Here is an 18,887-nt window from a genome sequence, read left to right on the forward strand (position 1 = left end):
GCGTATACCGCAACATGCCAGCCAGAGGTTGTCCGCATGCTTGATTCCCATGCCCTATCCGACCGGATCGCCGAAATCCTTGATGCCCATCAGGGGCTTGAGGGTCCGCTGCTGCCGATCCTTCATGCGATCCAGGAGGCCTTCGGTTACATCCCCGAAGCCGCCGTGCCGCAGATTGCCAAGGCGCTGATGCTGTCGAAGGCGGAAGTGCATGGGGTGATCAGCTTCTACCACGACTTCCGCGACAAGCCGGCCGGGCGGCATGTGCTGAAGCTGTGCCGGGCCGAGGCCTGCCAGACCATGGGCGCCGATGCCGTGGCGGACCGGATCAAGAAGGCGCTGGGCATCGGTTGGCACGAGACGACACCGGACGGCCGCGTGACGCTGGAGCCGGTGTTCTGCCTGGGCCTCTGTGCCTGCGGACCTGCGGCGATGGTTGATGGTCGGCTGGTCGGCCGGGTGGACGAGGGTGTGCTGGCAGAGGTGGCGAAATGAAGCTGTATGTTCCGCTTGACAGCGCCGCCGTTGCCCTTGGCGCCGACCGCATCGTCCAGGCGATCCTTGACGAGGCTGCCGCGCGCGGGGTCGAGGTGCAGATCATCCGCAACGGCAGCCGCGGCATGGTCTGGCTGGAGCCTCTGGTCGAGGTGGTGACGGACGCGGGCCGCATCGGGTTCGGCCCGATGACGCCTGCCGATGTGCCGGGGCTGTTCGGCGATCTGGCCTCGCATCCCAAGGCGCTGGGGCTGGTCGAGGAACTGCCCTGGATGAAGGGCCAGACCCGGCTGACCTTTGCCCGGGTGGGGGTGATCGACCCCCTGTCGCTGGACGACTACCGCGCGCATGGCGGTCTGGTGGGGCTGGAGCGTGCCAAAGGCATGACCAAGGCCGAGATCGTGGCCGAAGTGACGGAGTCGGGCCTGCGCGGACGCGGCGGCGCGGGGTTCCCGACCGGCATCAAGTGGAAGACGGTGTCCGAGGCCCCGGGCGAGCAGAAATACATCGTCTGCAACGCCGACGAGGGCGACAGCGCCACCTTCGCCGACCGCATGCTGATGGAGGGCGATCCCTTCTGCCTGATCGAGGGCATGGCGATTGCCGGCCTCGCCTGCGGGGCGAGCAAAGGCTATGTGTACATCCGTTCGGAATACCCGGTGGCCATCCGCATCATGGACGAGGCCGTGCGCATCGCGCGCGCCGCCGGAATCCTTGGTCCTGCCTTCGACATGGAAATCCGCGTCGGTGCCGGGGCCTATGTCTGTGGCGAGGAAACCAGCCTTCTCAACAGCCTGGAAGGCAAGCGCGGCATTGTCCGCGCCAAGCCACCCCTGCCCGCGCTGCAGGGCTTCATGGGCCGCCCGACCGTGGTGAACAACGTCATCTCTCTGGCCTCGGTGCCGGTGATCCTTGCGAAGGGCGCGGCGTTCTACAAGGATTTCGGCCTTGGCCGAAGCCGCGGAACGATCCCCTTGCAGATCGCCGGCAACGTGCGCTTCGGCGGGCTTTATGAGGTCGCCTTCGGTCTGACCCTGGGTCAGATCGTCAACGAGATCGGCGGTGGCACGGCCTCGGGCCGGCCGGTCAAGGCGGTGCAGGTCGGCGGGCCGCTGGGCGCCTGGTTCCCGCCGGCGCTGTTCGACACGCCTTTCGGATACGAGGAATTCGGCGCGAAGGATGGGCTGATCGGCCATGCCGGGCTGACGGTGGCCGACGACACGGTGGACATGCTGGCCATGGCGCGCTTTGCCATGGAGTTCTGCGCCATCGAGTCCTGCGGCAAGTGCACCCCCTGCCGCATCGGATCGACCCGCGGGGTGGAGACCATCGACCGGCTGGCCCGCGGCGACGCTTCGGCGCTGCCGATCCTGACCGACCTGTGCAACACCATGAAATTCGGCTCGCTCTGCGCGCTGGGGGGCTTCACCCCCTATCCGGTGCTGAGCGCGCTGACCCATTTCCCCGATGACTTCGCCCGCGCGAAGGAGGCCGCAGAATGAAGGACTTCATCATCCCCGACCGCGATTTCGGCACCCCTGCCGCCAAATCGAAACAGATGGTCACGCTGACCATCGACGGCTTCGACGTGACCGTCCCGGAAGGCACCAGCATCATGCGCGCGGCGGCAGAGATCGGAATCTCGGTCCCGAAGCTTTGCGCGACCGACAGCCTCGAGGCCTTCGGATCCTGCCGGCTGTGTCTGGTCGAGATCGAGGGCCGCGCCGGCACTCCGGCCTCCTGCACCACGCCGGTTGCGCCGGGGCTGAAGGTCCACACCCAGACCGGCAAGCTGAAGCAGCTGCGCCGCGGGGTGATGGAGCTTTACATCTCGGACCACCCGCTGGACTGCCTGACCTGCGCGGCCAACGGCGATTGCGAGTTGCAGGACATGGCCGGCGCCGTGGGCCTGCGCGACGTGCGCTATGAGGCGGTGGAGACCCATTTCCGCCCCCGCAACACCAGCGGCGAGGCCAATCCGCAATGGCTGCCGAAGGACGATTCCAACCCCTATTTCACCTATGATCCGTCCAAGTGCATCGTCTGCAGCCGCTGCGTGCGCGCCTGCGAGGAAGTGCAGGGCACCTTCGCGCTGACGATCGAGGGCCGGGGCTGGGACAGCCGGGTTTCGTTCGGGGCGAAAACGGACAATGCGCTGGCGTCCGACTGCGTGTCCTGCGGCGCCTGCGTGCAGGCCTGCCCGACCGCGACGCTGTCGGAAAAGTCGGTGATCGAGATCGGCACCCCCGACCGTTCCATCATCACTACCTGCGCCTATTGCGGTGTGGGCTGTTCCTTCAAGGCCGAGATGCGCGGCGACGAGCTGGTGCGGATGACCCCCTACAAGCACGGCAAGGCCAACCGGGGCCATTCCTGCGTGAAAGGCCGCTTCGCCTATGGCTATGCCATGCACAAGGACCGCATCCTGAAGCCGATGATCCGCGAGGCGATCACCGAGCCGTGGCGCGAGGTCTCGTGGGCCGAGGCGATGGAATTCGCGGCCAGCCGCATGAAGGCGATCCAGGCGAAATACGGCCGGAACTCGGTGGGGGTGATCACCTCCAGCCGCTGCACCAACGAGGAAACCTACCTGGTGCAGAAACTGGCACGCGCGGTGTTCCGGAACAACAATACGGATACCTGCGCGCGTGTCTGCCATTCGCCCACGGGCTATGGGTTGGGGCAGACCTTCGGCACCTCGGCGGGCACGCAGGATTTCGACTCGGTCGAGGAAGCCGATGTCATCATGGTGATCGGTGCGAACCCGCATGCAGGCCACCCGGTCTTTGCCAGCCGGATGAAGAAGCGGCTGCGCCAGGGGGCCAAGCTGATCGTCGTCGATCCCCGCCGCACCGAAACGGTGGAAGGCCCGCATTACAAGGCCGCTTATCATCTTGCGCTGACGCCCGGCACCAACGTCGCCGTTGTCTCGGCCATGGCGCATGTGATCGTGACCGAGAAACTCTACAACGAGACCTTCATCCGGGAACGCTGCGACTGGGACGAGTTCCAGGACTATGCCGAGTTCATCAGCGACCCGCGCCACAGCCCCGAGGCGGTGCAGATGGTCACTGGCGTTCCGGCCGAGCAGATCCGCGCCGCCGCCCGGCTTTACGCTACCGGCGGCAATGCGGCGATCTACTACGGGCTGGGCGTGACCGAACATTCGCAGGGTTCGACCACCGTGATCGGCATCGCCAACCTGGCCATGATGACCGGCAACATTGGCCGGCGCGGCGTGGGGGTGAACCCGCTGCGCGGGCAGAACAACGTGCAGGGTTCCTGCGACATGGGGTCGTTCCCGCATGAACTGCCGGGCTACCGCCACGTGAAGAACCCCGAGGTCCGCGCGATCTATGAAAAGGCCTGGGGCGTGACGATCGACCCCGAGCCCGGCCTGCGCATCCCCAATATGCTGGATGCTGCGGTCGAGGGCAGCTTCAAGGGGCTCTACTGCCAGGGCGAAGACATCCTGCAATCCGACCCTGACACGCATCATGTCGCCGCCGGTCTTGCGGCGATGGAATGTGTCATCGTCCACGACCTGTTCCTGAACGAGACCGCGAACTACGCGCATGTGTTCTTCCCCGGCTCGTCCTTCCTGGAAAAGGACGGCACCTTCACCAACGCCGAACGCCGCATCAACCGCGTGCGCAAGGTGATGGCGCCGAAACAGGGCTATGCCGACTGGGAAGTGACCCAGATGTTCGCCAATGCCATGGGCGCGAACTGGACCTACACGCATCCCAGCCAGATCATGGACGAGATCGCCATGACCACGCCCTCCTTTGCGGGGGTGAGTTACGAGAAGCTCGAGGAGCTGGGGTCCGTCCAGTGGCCGTGCAATGACAAGGCGCCCGAGGGCACACCCTTGATGCACATCGACGGCTTCATGCGCGGCAAGGGCAAGTTCATCCGCACCGAATATGTGGCGACAGATGAAAAGACCGGCCCGCGCTTCCCGCTTCTGCTGACCACGGGGCGCATCCTGTCGCAATACAACGTCGGTGCGCAGACCCGCCGGACGGCGAATGTGGTCTGGCATGATGAGGACGTGCTTGAAATCAACCCCCACGACGCCGAGAACCGCGGCATCCGCGAGGGCGACTGGGTGCGCCTGGCCAGCCGCTCGGGTGAAACGACGCTGCGTGCGACGATCACCGACAAGGTGCCGCCGGGGGTGGTCTATACCACCTTCCACCACCCCGAGACCCAGGCCAACGTCATCACCACCGATTTCAGCGACTGGGCGACGAACTGTCCGGAATACAAGGTGACGGCGGTGCAGGTCTCTCCGTCGAACGGACCGTCCGAATGGCAGCAGGAATATGCCGCCCAGGCGGCCCTGTCGCGCCGCATCCTGGCCGCCGAATGAAGGGCGCGCGGCCAACCCCTCGGCTGGCATTCGGCCCCTCGGTCCAGCCGGGGGTGCGGGTGCTGCCCGAAGAGGTGGCTGTCGCGCTTTCGTTCAATGGCAGCACCCAGGCGGTGATGATGGCGACGCCTGCGGATCTGGAGGATTTCGGCTACGGCTTTGCCCTTACCGAAGGCATCGCGGCGCCGGAAGATATCCTGTCGGTTGACGTGGTCGCGCTGCCCAGGGGCTTCGATGTGCAGATCTGGCTGAAACCCGAAGCCGAGGCGCGGCTCGCCGCGCGGCGGCGGGTGATGGCCGGGCCGGTGGGCTGCGGCCTTTGCGGGATCGATTCGATCGACCAGGCGCTGCGCGCGGTTCCGGTCGTGATGCCCTCGGCTTTCCGCATGACGCCGGACCAGGTGTGCCATGCAGTCGCGGCCCTGCCGGGGCAGCAGCAGCTGCATGACGCGACCCGTGCGGTGCATGGCGCGGCCTTCTGGAACGGAAGGATGCGTCTGTCGCGCGAGGACGTGGGCCGGCACAACGCGCTGGACAAGCTGGCGGGCGCGATGGTGCGTCACGGCATCGCGCCAGAGGGTGCGGTGGTGCTGACCAGCCGGGTTTCGACCGACATGGTGCAGAAGGTCGCCATGCTGGGCGCCCCCCTCATCATCGCCGTTTCGGCCCCCACAGCCGAGGCAGTCGAACTGGCCGATCAGGCGGGAATAACCCTGATCGCCCTGGCCCGCGGGGACCGGTTCGAAGTCTTTTCACATACGGATCGTTTGACGACGGAGAATGCCCATGTCGGCTGAAAAGATCGTGCGGATGGCAAACCAGATCTCGCTGTTCATGGAAACGAAACCCCACGCCGAGGCCGTGGCAGGCCTTGCCGCCCACATAAACGATTTCTGGGAGCCCAGGATGCGGCGCCAGCTCTTCGCGCTGATCGAGGCCGGTGGGGCGGGTCTGCGCCCCCTTGTCCTGGACGCGGCCCCGCTGATCCGCCGGCCTGTGGACCAACCTGCCACCTGACGCGGGACCGCGGGGCCGCCAAAGGCCGCACTCACTCGCGCAGGACCGCCTCGAGATAGGCGCCGTAGCCGCCCCTTCCATGAAGCCTTGCGCGTTCCGCCATCCCGGCGCGATCGATCCAGCCCTGACGGAATGCCACTTCGTCGGGCGATCCCACCTGCATCCCCTGCCGCTCCTGAAGCGTGCGGACGAAATTCCCGGCATCAAGCAGGCTGCCCGGCGTGCCGGTATCCAGCCAGGCAAAGCCGCGGCCCATGCGTTCGACCTCAAGCGAACCCTCGGCGCGGTAGTGTTCCAGGACATCCACAATCTCCAGCTCTCCGCGCAGCGAGGGGGTGATGCGTGCGGCGATCTCGGGCGCGCGGCCGTCGAGGAAGTAGAGCCCGGTGATGGCAAAGCTGGAGGGCGGCACCTTCGGCTTTTCGACGATCTGGGTGACGCGGCCATGGGCGTCGAAGGCCGCGACGCCGTAGCGTTCGGGGTCGGAGACGTGGTAGCCGAAGACCGTGCCGCCCGAGGGCTGCTGATCGGCGCGCTTCAACATCTCGGGCAGGCCGTGGCCGAAGAAGATGTTGTCGCCCAGGACCATGGCCGAGGGCGCTCCGGCGAGGAAATCGCGGGCAAGGAGGTAGGCCTGGGCGAGGCCTTCGGGTTTCTCCTGCACGATCCAGGTGAAGGACAGCCCCCACTGGCGACCGTCACCGAGGAGGCGCTGGAACTGCGGCTGATCCTCGGGCGTCGTGATGATGGCGATGTCGCGGATGCCGGCGAGCATGAGGACCGAGATCGGGTAGTAGATCATCGGCTTGTCGTAGATCGGCAGAAGCTGTTTCGAGACGCCCAGCGTGATCGGCCAGAGGCGCGAGCCGGTGCCTCCGGCGAGGACGATGCCTTTGCGGGTCATGGGCGCAACTCCTGCACTATGGCGGCGAGGCCCGCGCGCCAGTCGGGGCGCGGTATGCCGAATGCTGCCGTGAATGAACTGCAATCGAGGCGGGAATTCAGCGGCCGTCTGGCCGGGGTGGGGTATTCGCGGGTCGGGATGTCGTTGATCCGGCAGGGAAGGCCGGCCTCGGCCATGATCGCGCGGGCGAAATCGGCCCAGCAGGTATCGGGGCTGCCCGAGAGGTGATGCGTGCCGCCGGGCGCGCCTTCGGCCATGGCGCGGGCGGCGGTCATCAGGGCGCCGGCGATGGCGGCGGCGGGGGTGGGGCCGCCGATCTGGTCGGCGACGACGTTCAGGCTTTCACGCTCGGCGCCGAGGCGGAGCATCGTCTTGACGAAGTTTGCGCCGTGGGCGGAGACGACCCAGGAGGTGCGCAGGATGAGGTGGGGGCCGTCCGCCGCGCGGATGCCCAGTTCCCCGGCCAGTTTCGACCGGCCGTAGGCGTTCAGGGGCGCGGTCGCGTGGTCGGGGGCGAAGGGCTGGTTGCCCGCACCGTCGAAGACGTAATCGGTGGAAATGTGCAGGAAAGGGATGCCCCTTGCGGCGGCGGCGCGGGCCATGGCGGCGGGGGCCTCGCCGTTGACGATGGTGGCAGCGGCTTCCTCGGTTTCCGCCTTGTCCACGGCGGTCCAGGCGGCGGCGTTGACGATCGCATCGGCATCATGGGCCGCGATGGCGGCGGCGCAGGCGGCGGGGTTGGCGAGGTCCGCTTCCTCGCGCCCGAGGAACGTGGCCCCGGGGGCAAGACGCTGAAGCTCGCGCGCGACCTGGCCGGTCTTGCCGAAGACGAGCAGTTTCATGCCTTTCCCAATCGTTCGCCCACCCCATTGCGATCGAGGAGCGGGCGCCACCAGGCTTCGTTGTCGAGATACCATCGGACGGTGCGGCGCAGGCCCTCTTCCACGGTCACGCTGGGCCGCCAACCGAGTTCGTCGCGGATGCGGGAGGGGTCGATGGCATAGCGGGCGTCGTGACCGGGGCGGTCGGCGACGAAGGTGATCTGGTCCGCGTAGGGGGTGGATTTGGGGGCCATCTCGTCGAGCAGCGCGCAGATCGTGCGGACGAGGTCGATGTTGCGCCGTTCGTTTTCCCCGCCGATATTGTAGCTGCGGCCGACCGTGCCCTTTTCCAGGACGAGAAGAAGGGCATCGGCGTGATCCTCGACGTAAAGCCAGTCGCGCACGTTCTCGCCCTGGCCATAGACCGGGATCGGCCGGCCGTGCAGCGCGTTCAGGATCACGACCGGGATCAGCTTTTCGGGGAAATGGTAGGGCCCGTAGTTGTTCGAGCAGTTGGTGAGGACGACCGGCAGGCCGTAGGTTTCGTGCCAGGCCCGGACGAGGTGGTCGGAGGCGGCCTTGGACGCGGAATAGGGCGAGCGCGGGTCGTAGGGGGTTTCCTCGGTGAACTGGCCGGTGGGTCCGAGCGAGCCGAAGACCTCGTCGGTGGAGATGTGGTGAAAGCGGAAGCCCGAGGGCTTGCCTGCGCGGGTCCAGTGGGCGCGGGCGGCTTCCAGCAGGTTGAAGGTGCCGGTGATGTTGGTGTCGATGAAGTCCGAGGGGCCGTCGATCGACCGGTCCACATGGCTTTCGGCGGCCAGATGCATCACCGCATCGGGGGCATGGGTGGCGAAGATCCGGTCCAGCGCGGCGCGGTCGCGGATGTCGGCCTGTTCGAAGCGGTAGAGCGGCGAATCCGCGACCATGGCGACATTGGCCGGGTTCGCGGCATAGGTCAGGGCGTCGAGGTTCACCACCTGATGCCCGCGCGCGACGGCCAGACGGACGACGGCGGAGCCGATGAAGCCGCAACCTCCGGTGACAAGAAGTTTCATGTCGCCTCCCAGCGGAAGGGGATGCCGATCTCGGACAGAAGCGGCGCGCGGGCGTCCTTGTCGGACAGGATCGGGGCCGAGATGCCCCAGTCGATGCCGAGGGCTGGATCGTCCCAGCGCACGGCGCCGTCATGGTCGGGGCTGTAGAAGTCGGTGCATTTGTATTGCACCTCGGTGTCGTCGATCAGGGTAAGGAAGCCGTGCAGGAAGCCCCTGGGCACCAGAAGCTGACGACCGTTGTCGGCCGTCAGTTCCACCGCGACCCAGCGGCCGTAGGTGGCAGAGCCTTCGCGGATGTCCACCGCCACGTCGAGGATCGCGCCGCGCGAACAGCGCACCAGCTTGTCCTGCGCGCGGGGGGGGCGCTGGAAATGCAGCCCGCGCAGGGTGCCCTTCGCGGCCGAGAAGGAGTGGTTGTCCTGGACGAAGGTCAGGTCCAACCCGGCCTCGGCCATGCGGGAGGCGTTCCAGGTTTCGCTGAACCAGCCGCGCGCGTCGAATTGGCGGTTCGGGTTCAGCACAAGCACCCCGGGAAGGCGGGTCGGTTCAATCTGCATGGCGGTCCGGCAGTTGCATCGCGGCATGGTGACCTGAACCGCAAGGCATTTGCAAAGGGTGAAAATGCGCCGCTGGCCCCCTGTTTCCCGGCAATGGTTCTGCTATCACTCCGCCGAAGCAGCGGAAGGATGCGAAAGATGACCCATCTCTGGGTACGGGCAGAGCAGCGGCCGAACGAGGAACGGGTAGGCCTGACCCCCGAAGGTGCGGCCGAACTGGTCAGGACAGGGATCCGGGTGACCGTGGAACGTTCCTCGGTCAGGGCAATACCGCTGGAAGGTTATGTGGATGCCGGCTGCGAGATTGCCGCCGAAAATTCCTGGCCGCAGGCCCCCGCCGATGCAATCATCTTCGGGCTCAAGGAACTGCCCGAGGACGGCACGCCCCTGACCCACCGCCACATCATGTTCGGCCACGCCTACAAGGGCCAGCCGGCGGGGCGGGTGCTTCTGCAACGCTTCAAGGCCGGAGGCGGGACGCTGTATGACCTGGAATACCTGGTGGACGAGACCGGCCGCCGGGTCGCCGCCTTCGGCTATTGGGCGGGCTATGCCGGCGCGGCGGTCAGCCTGAAGTGCTGGGCGGCACAGCAGCGCGCCGGGATTGCGGGTCCGGTGCACAGGGTGGCCTCGAAAGAGGCGCTGCTTCAGGAACTGGCGGCCGATCTGGCAGGGCTGGGCCGTCCGCGGGCAATCATCATCGGCGCGCTCGGCCGGGTCGGCACCGGGGCAGCGGACCTGTGCGACGCGATGGGCGTTCCGGTCACGAAATGGGACATGGCCGAAACGGCGCACGGCGGGCCATTCCCGGAAGTGCTGCAGCACGAGATCTTCCTGAACTGCATCCTGGCGCGACCGGGTTGCCCGGTCTTTGTTCCCGCTTCGGCGAAGACCGCGCCGCGCAAGCTGACGGTGATCGGCGACATCGCCTGCGACCCGACCAGTGATTTCTCGCCGATCAAGGTCTATGACCGGGCGACCGACTGGGCGGCGCCAGCGCTGCGGGTGCATGACGCGCCCCCGCTGGACGTGATGGCGATCGACAATCTGCCCAGCCTGATGCCGGTGGAATCCTCGCAGGATTACGCCGCGCAGCTGTTGCCGTCGCTTCTGACGCTGACGGACCTGGACAAGGGCGTCTGGGGCCGCGCCAAGGCGGAATTCGACCGCCACATCGCCACGATCTGACAGGGAGGCAAGCATGACGATCCATTGGTGCGGCACGGGGCTGTCGTCGATACCGGGGCTGCGGCGGCTGATTCAGGGCGGGCATCCCGTCACCGTCTGGAACCGCACGGTCGAAAAGGCGCGCGCCGAGGTGGGTGACCTCACGCAGGACATCCGCCCCTTCAGCCTGGAGGCCCTGGCCGAGGCGCTGAAGCCCGGAGACATCGCCGTATCGATGCTGCCGGCCGACCAGCATGTGGCCATCGCGAAGCTGTGTCTGGAGAAGGGGGCGAACTTCTGCTCCTCCAGCTACATCGCCCCCGAGATGCGGGCGCTGGATCAGGACTTCCGGGAAAAGGGGCTGGTCTCGATCAACGAGGTCGGCCTCGACCCGGGCATCGACCACCTCATGGCGCATGACCTGGTGGCGCGTTATCGCGCGTCGAAGGCCTATCACAACGACAACGTGCTGAGCTTCACCAGCTACTGCGGCGGGGTGCCGAAGATCCCGAACGCCTTCCGCTACAAGTTCAGCTGGGCCCCGGCGGGTGTGCTGAAGGCCCTGCGGTCGCCTTCGCGTAGCCTGCGGCACTTCACAGAACTGCGGGTCAGCCGCCCGTGGGAGGCGATCACCCGCTATGATGCGCCGCTGCCGGTGCCGGAAAGCTTCGAGGTCTATCCGAACCGCGACAGCTATCCCTTCATGGAGGAATACCGGTTCGAGAAGCACTGGAAGGTCAAGGACTTCGTCCGGGGCACGATCCGGCTGAACGGCTGGGCCGATGCCTGGGCGCCCATCTTCCGCGAAATCGAGGCACTGGAGGGCAAGCCCCTGGCCGAGATCAACGCCGCACTGGAAGCCCGGGCTGCGGCGCTTTTGAAGGACAACGCCTATGCCGAGGGCGAGCCGGACCGCGTGGTTCTTTTCGTCTCGCTGAAGGCAGAACGCGACGGACGACCCGTGTTCCACGAAACCTGGGCACTGGATGCCTGGGGCGATGCGCGCGGCACGGCGATGTCGCGGCTGGTGTCGGTTCCCGTGGCCATGGCGATCGAGGCAGTCCTTTCGCGCGAGATCCCGGCCGGCGTCCATGGTGCGCCCCACGATCCCCGTCTGGTGCGGCGCTGGCTGGATGAGGTGCAAACCCTGGCCCAGTTCATGGCACGGATCGACCATCTGGCCTGACGGCTGTGATCTGCCTTTGACGTGACAGGACCTGCCGCCCGAGGCTATGCTGTCTGCGAGAACCCGGGCCAACCGGGCGCATCAGGCGACGGGGCAGGGCATGGGCGGCACTGGCGCGGCATCAGAACGGATGGTCAGTCTGGCGGATCGGCTGGCCATACTCGCGGCCCGCAGGGCGCGGGTCGCCAGCGGATTTGTCATGCAGCCCGAACCGCGGTCGATCGGGGTCTATGCCCATGGAAAGCGGCTGACAGCGGGACATATCCTTCTGGCCGGGCATCTGGCCGAAGCCCCCGGAACGCCGCTGTGGGATCTGGCACCCGACCCCGCTTTCGTCGCTGCGGCGCAAGGGTTTTCCTGGCTGGACGATCTGGCCGCCTTCGGCACCCCGACCGCGCGCCGGCGGGCGCAGGACTGGACCTGGGACTGGATCGCCCGCTTCGGCACAGGCAAGGGACCGGGCTGGTCACCCGAACTGACCGGACGCAGGATCATCCGCTGGATCCACCACGCCACATTCCTGCTGACAGCCCGTAACCGCGCGCAGACCGATGCCTTCCACCGCGCCCTGTCGCTGCAGGCCGCCTTTCTGTCGCGCCGCTGGAAAGGCGCACCCCCCGGCCTGCCGCGATTTGAGGCACTGGCTGGCCTGATCCATGCCGGCCTGTTGCTGATCGGAATGGAGCGACTGATCGCCCCCGCGACCGCTGCCCTGGCGGGCGCCTGCGATGCGGACATCGATGGCGCAGGCGGCATTCCCAGCCGCAATCCCGAAGAACTGATGGACATCCTGACCCTGCTGACATGGTCGGCCACCACGATGACCGAGACAGGCCACCCGGTGCCCGACGCCCTGTCGCGGGCGATCACGCGCACGGCCCCTACGCTGCGGGCCCTGCGGCATGCCGACGGCACTCTTGCGCGCTTTCACGGCGGCGACCGGGGCATCGAGGGACGGCTTGATCAGGCTTTGGCCGCCGCAGGCGCGCGCCTTGCCGCACCGCCTGCCATCGCGATGGGATTTGCCCGCCTTTCCGGCCGTCGGACCTCGGTGATCGTCGATGCCTCTGCGCCTCCGGCAGGGCGCGCCGCCTTGACGGCACACGCCTCTACCGCGGCTTTCGAACTGACGTCAGGCCGGCGCCCGCTGGTGGTCAGCTGTGGCGCCGGTGACGAGTTCGGACCCGCCTGGCGGCTTGCTGCACGCGCAACGCAGTCGCATTCGGTGCTTTGTCTGGAGGGCGTTTCCTCATCCCGGCTCAGCGCGGCGGGCGACGCGCTACAATACCGCGCCGCGGTCACGGAATCGCGGCTGATCCAGGGACATGAGGGCAGCGATCTTTACATTGCGCATGACGGCTGGCTTTCCAGCCATGGCCTGACTGCGGGGCGCAGCCTGACCCTGTCGCACGACGGCCGGCGCCTGTCGGGAGTCGAAACCCTGACTGCCCTGACCGCCGAAGCCCGCCGCCGGTTCGAGGAGGTGATGTCCCAGACCCGGATGGATGGCACGGGCTTTGCCGTCCGCTTCCACCTGCATCCCGAGGTCGAAGCAACCCTGGACACGGCAGGAACCGCGGTCTCGATGTTACTGCGCAGCGGCGAGATCTGGCTATTCCGTGCCACCGGGCCTGTCGTCCTGTCGCTGGAGCCTTCGGCCTATCTGGAAAAGGGCCGGCTTGACCCGCGTCCGTGCCGGCAGATCGTGCTGCGCGGGCAGGTGCGGACGTTCGAAACCCGGATAGGCTGGACCTTGGCGAAGGCACAGGATACTCCGCTGGCCATCCGGGACCTGGAAGGCGCCGAAGCGGGCGACCCCCTGGGCTTGGGCGGGTAGTGCAGGGGTTTTGCCATGACCAATCTCATTCCCATCGGCCGCGCGCTGATTTCGGTGTCGGACAAGACCGGCCTTCTGGACCTGGCCCGCGCCCTGGCAAGCTACGGGGTAGAGCTGATCTCGACCGGCGGGACCAGCGGCATGCTGCGTTCGGCGGGGCTGGCCGTGCGCGATGTCAGCGACGTGACCGGGTTCCCCGAGATGATGGACGGCCGGGTCAAGACGCTGCATCCGAACGTGCATGGCGGGCTGCTGGCCCTTCGCGATGATGACGAGCACCTGGTGGCCATGGCCGCGCACGGGATCGAGCCGATCGACCTTCTGATCGTCAACCTTTACCCGTTCGAGGAAACGGTGGCGAAAGGCGCCGACCACGCCACCTGCATCGAGAACATCGACATCGGCGGGCCGGCGATGATCCGGGCGGCGGCGAAGAACCATCGTTTCGTCACCGTGGTGACGGACCCGGCGGATTATGCAGCGCTGCTGGATCAGCTGAAGGCGCATGACGGGGCGACCACGATGGCCTTCCGGCAGAAGCTGGCCTTGACCGCCTATTCCCGCACCGCCGCCTATGACACCGCCGTCTCGACCTGGCTTGCGGACCAGATCGGCGAAGCGACGCCACGGTATCGCAGCTTTGCCGGGAAACTGGCGCAGCCCCTGCGCTATGGCGAGAATCCGCATCAGGCAGCGGCCTTCTATGTGGATGGCAGCCACCGGCCCGGCGTGGCGACGGCGCGCCAGTGGCAGGGGAAGGAGCTGTCCTACAACAACATCAACGACACCGACGCTGCCTTCGAACTGGTGGCGGAGTTCGGCGGGGGCGCCCCGGCCTGTGCGATCATCAAGCACGCCAACCCCTGCGGCGTCGCCACCGCAGCGACCCTGACCGAGGCCTACATCCGTGCCTACCAGTGCGATCAGACCTCGGCCTTCGGCGGGATCGTGGCGCTGAACCAGGTGCTGGACGGGGCGACGGCGGAAGAGATCGTGAAGATCTTCACCGAGGTCGTCATCGCCCCCGATGCGACCGACGAGGCAAAGGCGATCTTCGCGGCGAAGAAGAACCTGCGGCTTCTGACCACGGGCGCGCTGCCGGACCCGAAGGCGAAGGGCCTGGCCTTCCGGCAGGTGGCGGGCGGGTTCCTGGTGCAGGACCTGGATTCCGGGCATGTCACGGCGTCCGACCTGAAGGTGGTGACGAAACGCGCGCCGACCGAGGCGGAACTGCGCGACCTGATGTTCGCCTGGACCGTGGCCAAGCATGTCAAGTCGAACGCGATCGTCTATGTGAAGGACGGCGCCACAGTGGGCATCGGCGCGGGCCAGATGAGCCGGGTCGATTCGACCCGCATCGCCGCGCGCAAGGCGCAGGACATGGCCGAGGCGCTGGGCCTGCCCGGGCCGCTGACGAAAGGCTCGGTCGTGGCGTCGGATGCCTTCTTCCCCTTCGCCGACGGGCTGATCACCGCGGCCGAGGCCGGGGCGACGGCGATCATCCAGCCCGGCGGGTCGATGCGCGACGACGAGGTGATCACGGCGGCGGACGAGCGGGGCCTGGCCATGGTGTTCACCGGCATGCGGCATTTCCGGCACTGAGATGCGGCGGTTCTGGATCAGCGCGGGCGCGACCTTCGGCCTTGACCAGATCACCAAGCTGGCCATCGTCCATGGCCTGAACCTGCGCGAGCGGGGCGAGATCGACGTATTTCCCCCCTACCTCGTCTTTCGCATGGCGTGGAATCAGGGCATCAACTTCGGCCTCATGGCACACGGCTCTGACGTGGCGCGCTGGGGGCTGATTGCCTTGGCTCTGGCGATCTCGGGCTGGGTGGTCTGGTGGATGCGGACCGAGCGCGGCAACTGGAAGGCAGAACTTTCGGGCGGACTGCTGGTCGGCGGGGCCATGGGCAACGTGATCGACCGCATCGCCTATGGCGCCGTGGCCGATTTCCTGAACATGTCGTGCTGCGGGATCGAGAATCCTTATGCCTTCAACGTGGCCGACATTGCCATCTTCGTCGGCGCGCTGGGCCTGGTGGTGTTCGCCAAGGGGTCGGCGAAGGATGGATAACCCTTCCGCCGCAGACACCAAAGACCCCGTGACGACCGGATCGCTTTAGGCTAAGAGAAGCTCAAGACCGGTTCGGAGGCAGGCATATGCACGCGGCAGGAGGCAAGGCGATCATCGCGCTGTTGGCGGTGCTTGTCCTATCGGCCTGTGGCAACGGCGGCGATCCGCAGCTGATGAACCTGCGTAGCGGAAGCGGCCCGGACGAATTCGGCATCGTGCCGCCAAAGCCGCTGGCCATGCCGGAAAGCCTGACCGAACTGCCAGAGCCCACCCCGGGCGGTACGAACCGCACCGACCGCAACCCCGAGGAAGACGCAGCCATCGCCCTTGGCGGCAAACCTGGCGCGGCCGGGGGCATTCCGTCCGGCGACAGCGCGCTTTTTGCCCATGCCGCGCGGTTCGGAATGGATGCCTCGATCCGCTCGACCCTCGCCGCGGAAGACCTGCAATGGCGGCGCGACAACCAGGGACGTATCCTGGAACGGCTGTTCAACGTGAACGTCTACTACAAGGCCTACCGCGAACAGAGCCTTGACCAGCACGCCGAACTGGCCCGCTGGCGCCTGCTGGGCCTGCGCACGCCGTCGGCACCGCCGCCCAAGCAGGGCGAGTAACAAGCGCGTGCCCCGACGCCGGCACGGCTTGATTGCCCGTCCGAACCCTGCACCTTATCCGTGACTTCCACGAGGGGAATCCCGATGCTCGGACACCTGGGCCGAAGCGCACTGCTGGCGCTGGCCATTGCCCTTCCCGCTGCCGCCGAACCGGTGACGACCTTCACGCTGGACAACGGGCTGAATGTCGTCGTGATCGAGGATCACCGCGCGCCAGTCGTCGTGCAGATGATCTGGTATCGCGTCGGCGCGGCCGATGAACCGCCGGGCCATTCCGGTATCGCGCATTTCCTGGAACACCTGATGTTCAAGGGCACCGATACGGTCGGGCCGAACCAGTTTTCCGCCATCGTGGAGGCGCAGGGCGGTGACGACAACGCCTTCACCTCGTGGGACTACACCGCCTACTTCCAGCGCATCGCCGCCGATCGGCTTGACCTGGTGATGCAGATGGAAGCCGACCGGATGCGCAACCTGCGCCTGACCGAGGAGGACGTGGCCACCGAACGCCAGGTGATCCTGGAGGAACGCGCCCAGCGCACCGACTCGTCCCCGGGCGCGCTCCTGACGGAACAGATGCGCGCGGCGCAATACCTGAACCACCCCTACGGCATTCCGGTCATCGGCTGGCGGCACGAGGTCGAGGCGCTGGATCGCACGGCGGCGCTGACCTACTATGAACGCTTCTACGCACCGAACAACGCGACGCTTGTCATCGCGGGCGACGTGGACCCTTCCGCCGTCAAGGCGCTGGCCGAGGAACATTACGGCCCCATCGCCCCTTCGGACGGCATTGCCCCGCGCAACCGCCCGCAGGAACCCCCGCAACTGGCCGAACGGCGGCTGAGCCTGGCCGACGAACGGGTGTCGGAACCCTATGTCTTCCGAACCTACCTTGCCCCCGAACGCAATCCCGGCGACCAGAAGGAGGCCGCCGCCCTGACCGTCCTGGCCGAGCTTCTGGGCGGGTCGGGCCAGACCTCGGTGCTGGCCCGCGCCCTGCAATTCGACAGCCAGACCGCCGTCTACTCCACCGCCTTCTACGACGGAACCTCGATCGACGATGCCACCTTCGGCCTGATCGTCGTGCCCGCCCCCGGTGTCGGCCTGGCCGAGGCCGAGGCCGCACTGGACCGGGTGATCGCCGATTTCCTGGCAACCGGCCCCGACCCCGCGGCGCTGGAGCGCATCCGCACCAAGGTCCGCGCCGCCGACATCTATTCGCGCGACGATGTGATGCGCCTTGCCCGCCGCTATGGCGAGGGCCTGTCCATCGGCCTTTCGCTGGACGACATCGACAGCTGGGACGAGGCCCTGTCCGCAGTGACCGAGGCCGACATCATGGCCGCCGCAGAAAAGGTCTTTGACCGCAGGAACGCCGTAACCGGCTGGCTGACCCGCCCGGACACCGACACCGCCGCCGGCACACCGGCACCCGAAGCCGTGCCCGCCGTTCCTACCGGCCAGGAGGTCACCGAATGATCCGCGCCCTTTTCGCAGTCTTTCTGGCCCTGGCCACACCCGCGCGGGCTGAACTGGACATCAAGCAGGTCACCTCTCCGGGCGGGATCACCGCCTGGCTGGTCGAGGATCACAACATCCCCTTCACCGCGCTGGAAATCCAGTTCCGCGGCGGCACCTCGCTGGATGCGCCGGGCAAGCGCGGGGCGGTCAACCTGATGACCGCGCTCATCGAAGAAGGCGCGGGACAGATGGACAGCCGCGCATTTGCCGAGGCGCGGGATGCGCTGGCGGCGGAATTCACCTTTGACGCGGGCGCCGATTCGGTCGGCGTCTCGGCGCGCTTCCTGACGGAAAACCGGGATCAGGCCGTCACGCTGCTGCGCGAGGCGCTGGTCAACCCGCGCTTCGATCAGGATGCGATCGACCGGGTGCGCGAACAGGTGCTGTCGATCCTGCGGTCATACGAGAAGGATCCCTCGAAACTTGCCGCGCGCCGGTTCAACGAACTGGCCTTCGGCAACCATCCCTATGGCTCAATCGGCGACGGCACCCTGGAAACCGTGGCCGCGCTGACCCGCGACGATGTCGTTGCCGCCCACCGGGCGGCGCTTGCCCGCGACAGGGTCTATGTCTCGGCGGCGGGCGACATAACCGCAGACGAACTGGGCCCGCTGCTCGACCGGCTGCTGGGCGACCTGCCCGCGACCGGCGCCCCTCTGCCTGGCCCGGCCGAGGTGCGGCTGCCCCCGGGCGTCACCGTCATCGACTTTCCCACGCCGCAATCCACCGTTCTGTTCGGCCACATCGGCATTCCGCGCGAGGACCCGGACTTCTTCGCCGCCTTCATCCTGAACGAGGCGCTGGGCGGGGGCCGCTTCACCTCTCGGCTGATGTCCGAAGTGCGGGAAAAGCGCGGCCTGACCTATGGAATCGGCAGCTATCTGGTAAGTTACGATCTTGCCGACATGTATCTGGGCCAGTTTTCGGCATCGAACGACAAGGTGGCCGAAGCGATCGCCGTCCTGCGCGCCGAATGGGCGCGGATCGCGGCCGAAGGGCTTTCCGAACGGGAACTGGCCGACACCAAGACCTATCTCACCGGTTCCTACCCGCTGCGCTTCGATGGCAACAGCCGGATCGCCAGCATCCTGGTTGGGATGCAGATGGAAGGCATGCCGATCGACTATGCCGTGACCCGCAACGCCAAGATCGAGGCGGTGACGATGGATGACATCCGGCGCGTCGCTGCCCGGCTCTACCAGCCCGAGGCGCTGCATTTCGTTGTCGTGGGGCAACCTGTCGGTCTGTGACAGGCAGA

17 protein-coding genes are annotated in these 18,887 nt (G+C 67.0%); 13 read left to right on the top strand and 4 right to left on the bottom strand.

What is annotated here, in order from left to right; all coding sequences use genetic code 11:
- Positions 1-36 precede the first annotated feature (36 nt).
- Genes EZM81_RS03530 through EZM81_RS03550 form a run of 5 tightly spaced genes read left to right on the top strand, consistent with a single transcriptional unit; the run spans position 37 to position 5,887 of the window.
- Positions 37-495 carry a formate dehydrogenase subunit gamma gene (locus EZM81_RS03530; protein ID WP_136644798.1) on the top strand — a complete coding sequence of 153 codons (459 nt, stop codon included), beginning with the start codon at positions 37-39 and terminating at the stop codon, positions 493-495.
- Positions 492-1,997: an NADH-quinone oxidoreductase subunit NuoF gene (locus EZM81_RS03535; RefSeq protein ID WP_135447923.1), complete on the top strand. Its 1,506-nt coding sequence runs from the start codon at positions 492-494 to the stop codon at positions 1,995-1,997. Before EZM81_RS03530 ends, EZM81_RS03535 begins: the two co-directional genes overlap by 4 nt.
- Positions 1,994-4,870 carry a formate dehydrogenase subunit alpha gene (fdhF, locus tag EZM81_RS03540; RefSeq protein WP_136644799.1) on the top strand — a complete coding sequence of 959 codons (2,877 nt, stop codon included), beginning with the start codon at positions 1,994-1,996 and terminating at the stop codon, positions 4,868-4,870. Before EZM81_RS03535 ends, fdhF begins: the two co-directional genes overlap by 4 nt.
- Positions 4,867-5,667, top strand: a complete 801-nt coding sequence (gene fdhD / locus EZM81_RS03545) for a formate dehydrogenase accessory sulfurtransferase FdhD (protein WP_136644800.1) — start codon at positions 4,867-4,869, stop codon at positions 5,665-5,667. The genes fdhF and fdhD overlap by 4 nt, the downstream gene beginning before the upstream one ends.
- A complete protein-coding gene (locus EZM81_RS03550; RefSeq protein ID WP_136644801.1) occupies positions 5,657-5,887 on the top strand; it encodes a formate dehydrogenase subunit delta in 231 nt (76 codons plus the stop codon). The genes fdhD and EZM81_RS03550 overlap by 11 nt, the downstream gene beginning before the upstream one ends.
- Before the next feature lie 31 nt (positions 5,888-5,918).
- Here the strand turns inward: EZM81_RS03550 and rfbA are convergent, their stop codons facing one another.
- Genes rfbA through rfbC form a run of 4 tightly spaced genes read right to left on the bottom strand, consistent with a single transcriptional unit; the run spans position 5,919 to position 9,224 of the window.
- Positions 5,919-6,791, bottom strand: coding sequence for a glucose-1-phosphate thymidylyltransferase RfbA (rfbA, locus tag EZM81_RS03555; protein WP_136644802.1), 873 nt, complete (start codon positions 6,789-6,791; stop codon positions 5,919-5,921).
- Positions 6,788-7,633, bottom strand: coding sequence for a dTDP-4-dehydrorhamnose reductase (gene rfbD, locus EZM81_RS03560; protein ID WP_136644803.1), 846 nt, complete (start codon positions 7,631-7,633; stop codon positions 6,788-6,790). Before rfbD ends, rfbA begins: the two co-directional genes overlap by 4 nt.
- The gene (gene rfbB, locus EZM81_RS03565) at positions 7,630-8,667 is read right to left on the bottom strand and encodes a dTDP-glucose 4,6-dehydratase (protein ID WP_136644804.1); all 1,038 of its coding nucleotides are present in this window, start codon (positions 8,665-8,667) and stop codon (positions 7,630-7,632) included. Before rfbB ends, rfbD begins: the two co-directional genes overlap by 4 nt.
- Complete coding sequence (gene rfbC, locus EZM81_RS03570; protein WP_136644805.1) at positions 8,664-9,224, bottom strand: dTDP-4-dehydrorhamnose 3,5-epimerase; 561 nt, start codon at positions 9,222-9,224, stop codon at positions 8,664-8,666. The genes rfbB and rfbC overlap by 4 nt, the downstream gene beginning before the upstream one ends.
- Before the next feature lie 138 nt (positions 9,225-9,362).
- On the opposite strand from rfbC, the gene EZM81_RS03575 reads away from it, so the two are divergent.
- The 8 genes from EZM81_RS03575 to EZM81_RS03610 all read left to right on the top strand — a co-directional run bounded on the left by EZM81_RS03575 (position 9,363) and on the right by EZM81_RS03610 (position 18,879).
- Positions 9,363-10,412 carry a saccharopine dehydrogenase gene (locus tag EZM81_RS03575; RefSeq protein ID WP_136644806.1) on the top strand — a complete coding sequence of 350 codons (1,050 nt, stop codon included), beginning with the start codon at positions 9,363-9,365 and terminating at the stop codon, positions 10,410-10,412.
- A gap of 13 nt (positions 10,413-10,425) precedes the next feature.
- On the top strand, positions 10,426-11,577 hold the full coding sequence (locus EZM81_RS03580; protein ID WP_135447904.1) for a saccharopine dehydrogenase family protein: 1,152 nt from the start codon (positions 10,426-10,428) through the stop codon (positions 11,575-11,577).
- A 46-nt stretch (positions 11,578-11,623) separates the two neighbouring features.
- Entirely contained in the window at positions 11,624-13,414 is a 1,791-nt protein-coding gene (locus tag EZM81_RS03585) for a heparinase II/III family protein (RefSeq protein ID WP_248298124.1), read from the top strand.
- 15 nt (positions 13,415-13,429) lie between these two features.
- Positions 13,430-15,016 (top strand): bifunctional phosphoribosylaminoimidazolecarboxamide formyltransferase/IMP cyclohydrolase, encoded by a 1,587-nt coding sequence (purH, locus tag EZM81_RS03590; protein WP_136644807.1) that lies wholly within the window; start codon positions 13,430-13,432, stop codon positions 15,014-15,016.
- 1 nt (position 15,017) lies between these two features.
- Positions 15,018-15,491, top strand: coding sequence for a signal peptidase II (gene lspA, locus EZM81_RS03595; RefSeq protein WP_135447900.1), 474 nt, complete (start codon positions 15,018-15,020; stop codon positions 15,489-15,491).
- Positions 15,492-15,577: 86 nt separating this feature from the next.
- On the top strand, positions 15,578-16,105 hold the full coding sequence (locus EZM81_RS03600) for a DUF3035 domain-containing protein (RefSeq protein WP_135447898.1): 528 nt from the start codon (positions 15,578-15,580) through the stop codon (positions 16,103-16,105).
- A gap of 84 nt (positions 16,106-16,189) precedes the next feature.
- On the top strand, positions 16,190-17,587 hold the full coding sequence (locus EZM81_RS03605; RefSeq protein WP_136644808.1) for a pitrilysin family protein: 1,398 nt from the start codon (positions 16,190-16,192) through the stop codon (positions 17,585-17,587).
- Positions 17,584-18,879, top strand: coding sequence for a pitrilysin family protein (locus EZM81_RS03610; RefSeq protein WP_136644809.1), 1,296 nt, complete (start codon positions 17,584-17,586; stop codon positions 18,877-18,879). Before EZM81_RS03605 ends, EZM81_RS03610 begins: the two co-directional genes overlap by 4 nt.
- Positions 18,880-18,887: the final 8 nt, after the last annotated feature.

Origin of the sequence: Tabrizicola sp. YIM 78059 (assembly GCF_004959785.1) — a bacterium.
Classification (GTDB): Bacteria; Pseudomonadota; Alphaproteobacteria; order Rhodobacterales; family Rhodobacteraceae; genus Tabrizicola; species Tabrizicola caldifontis.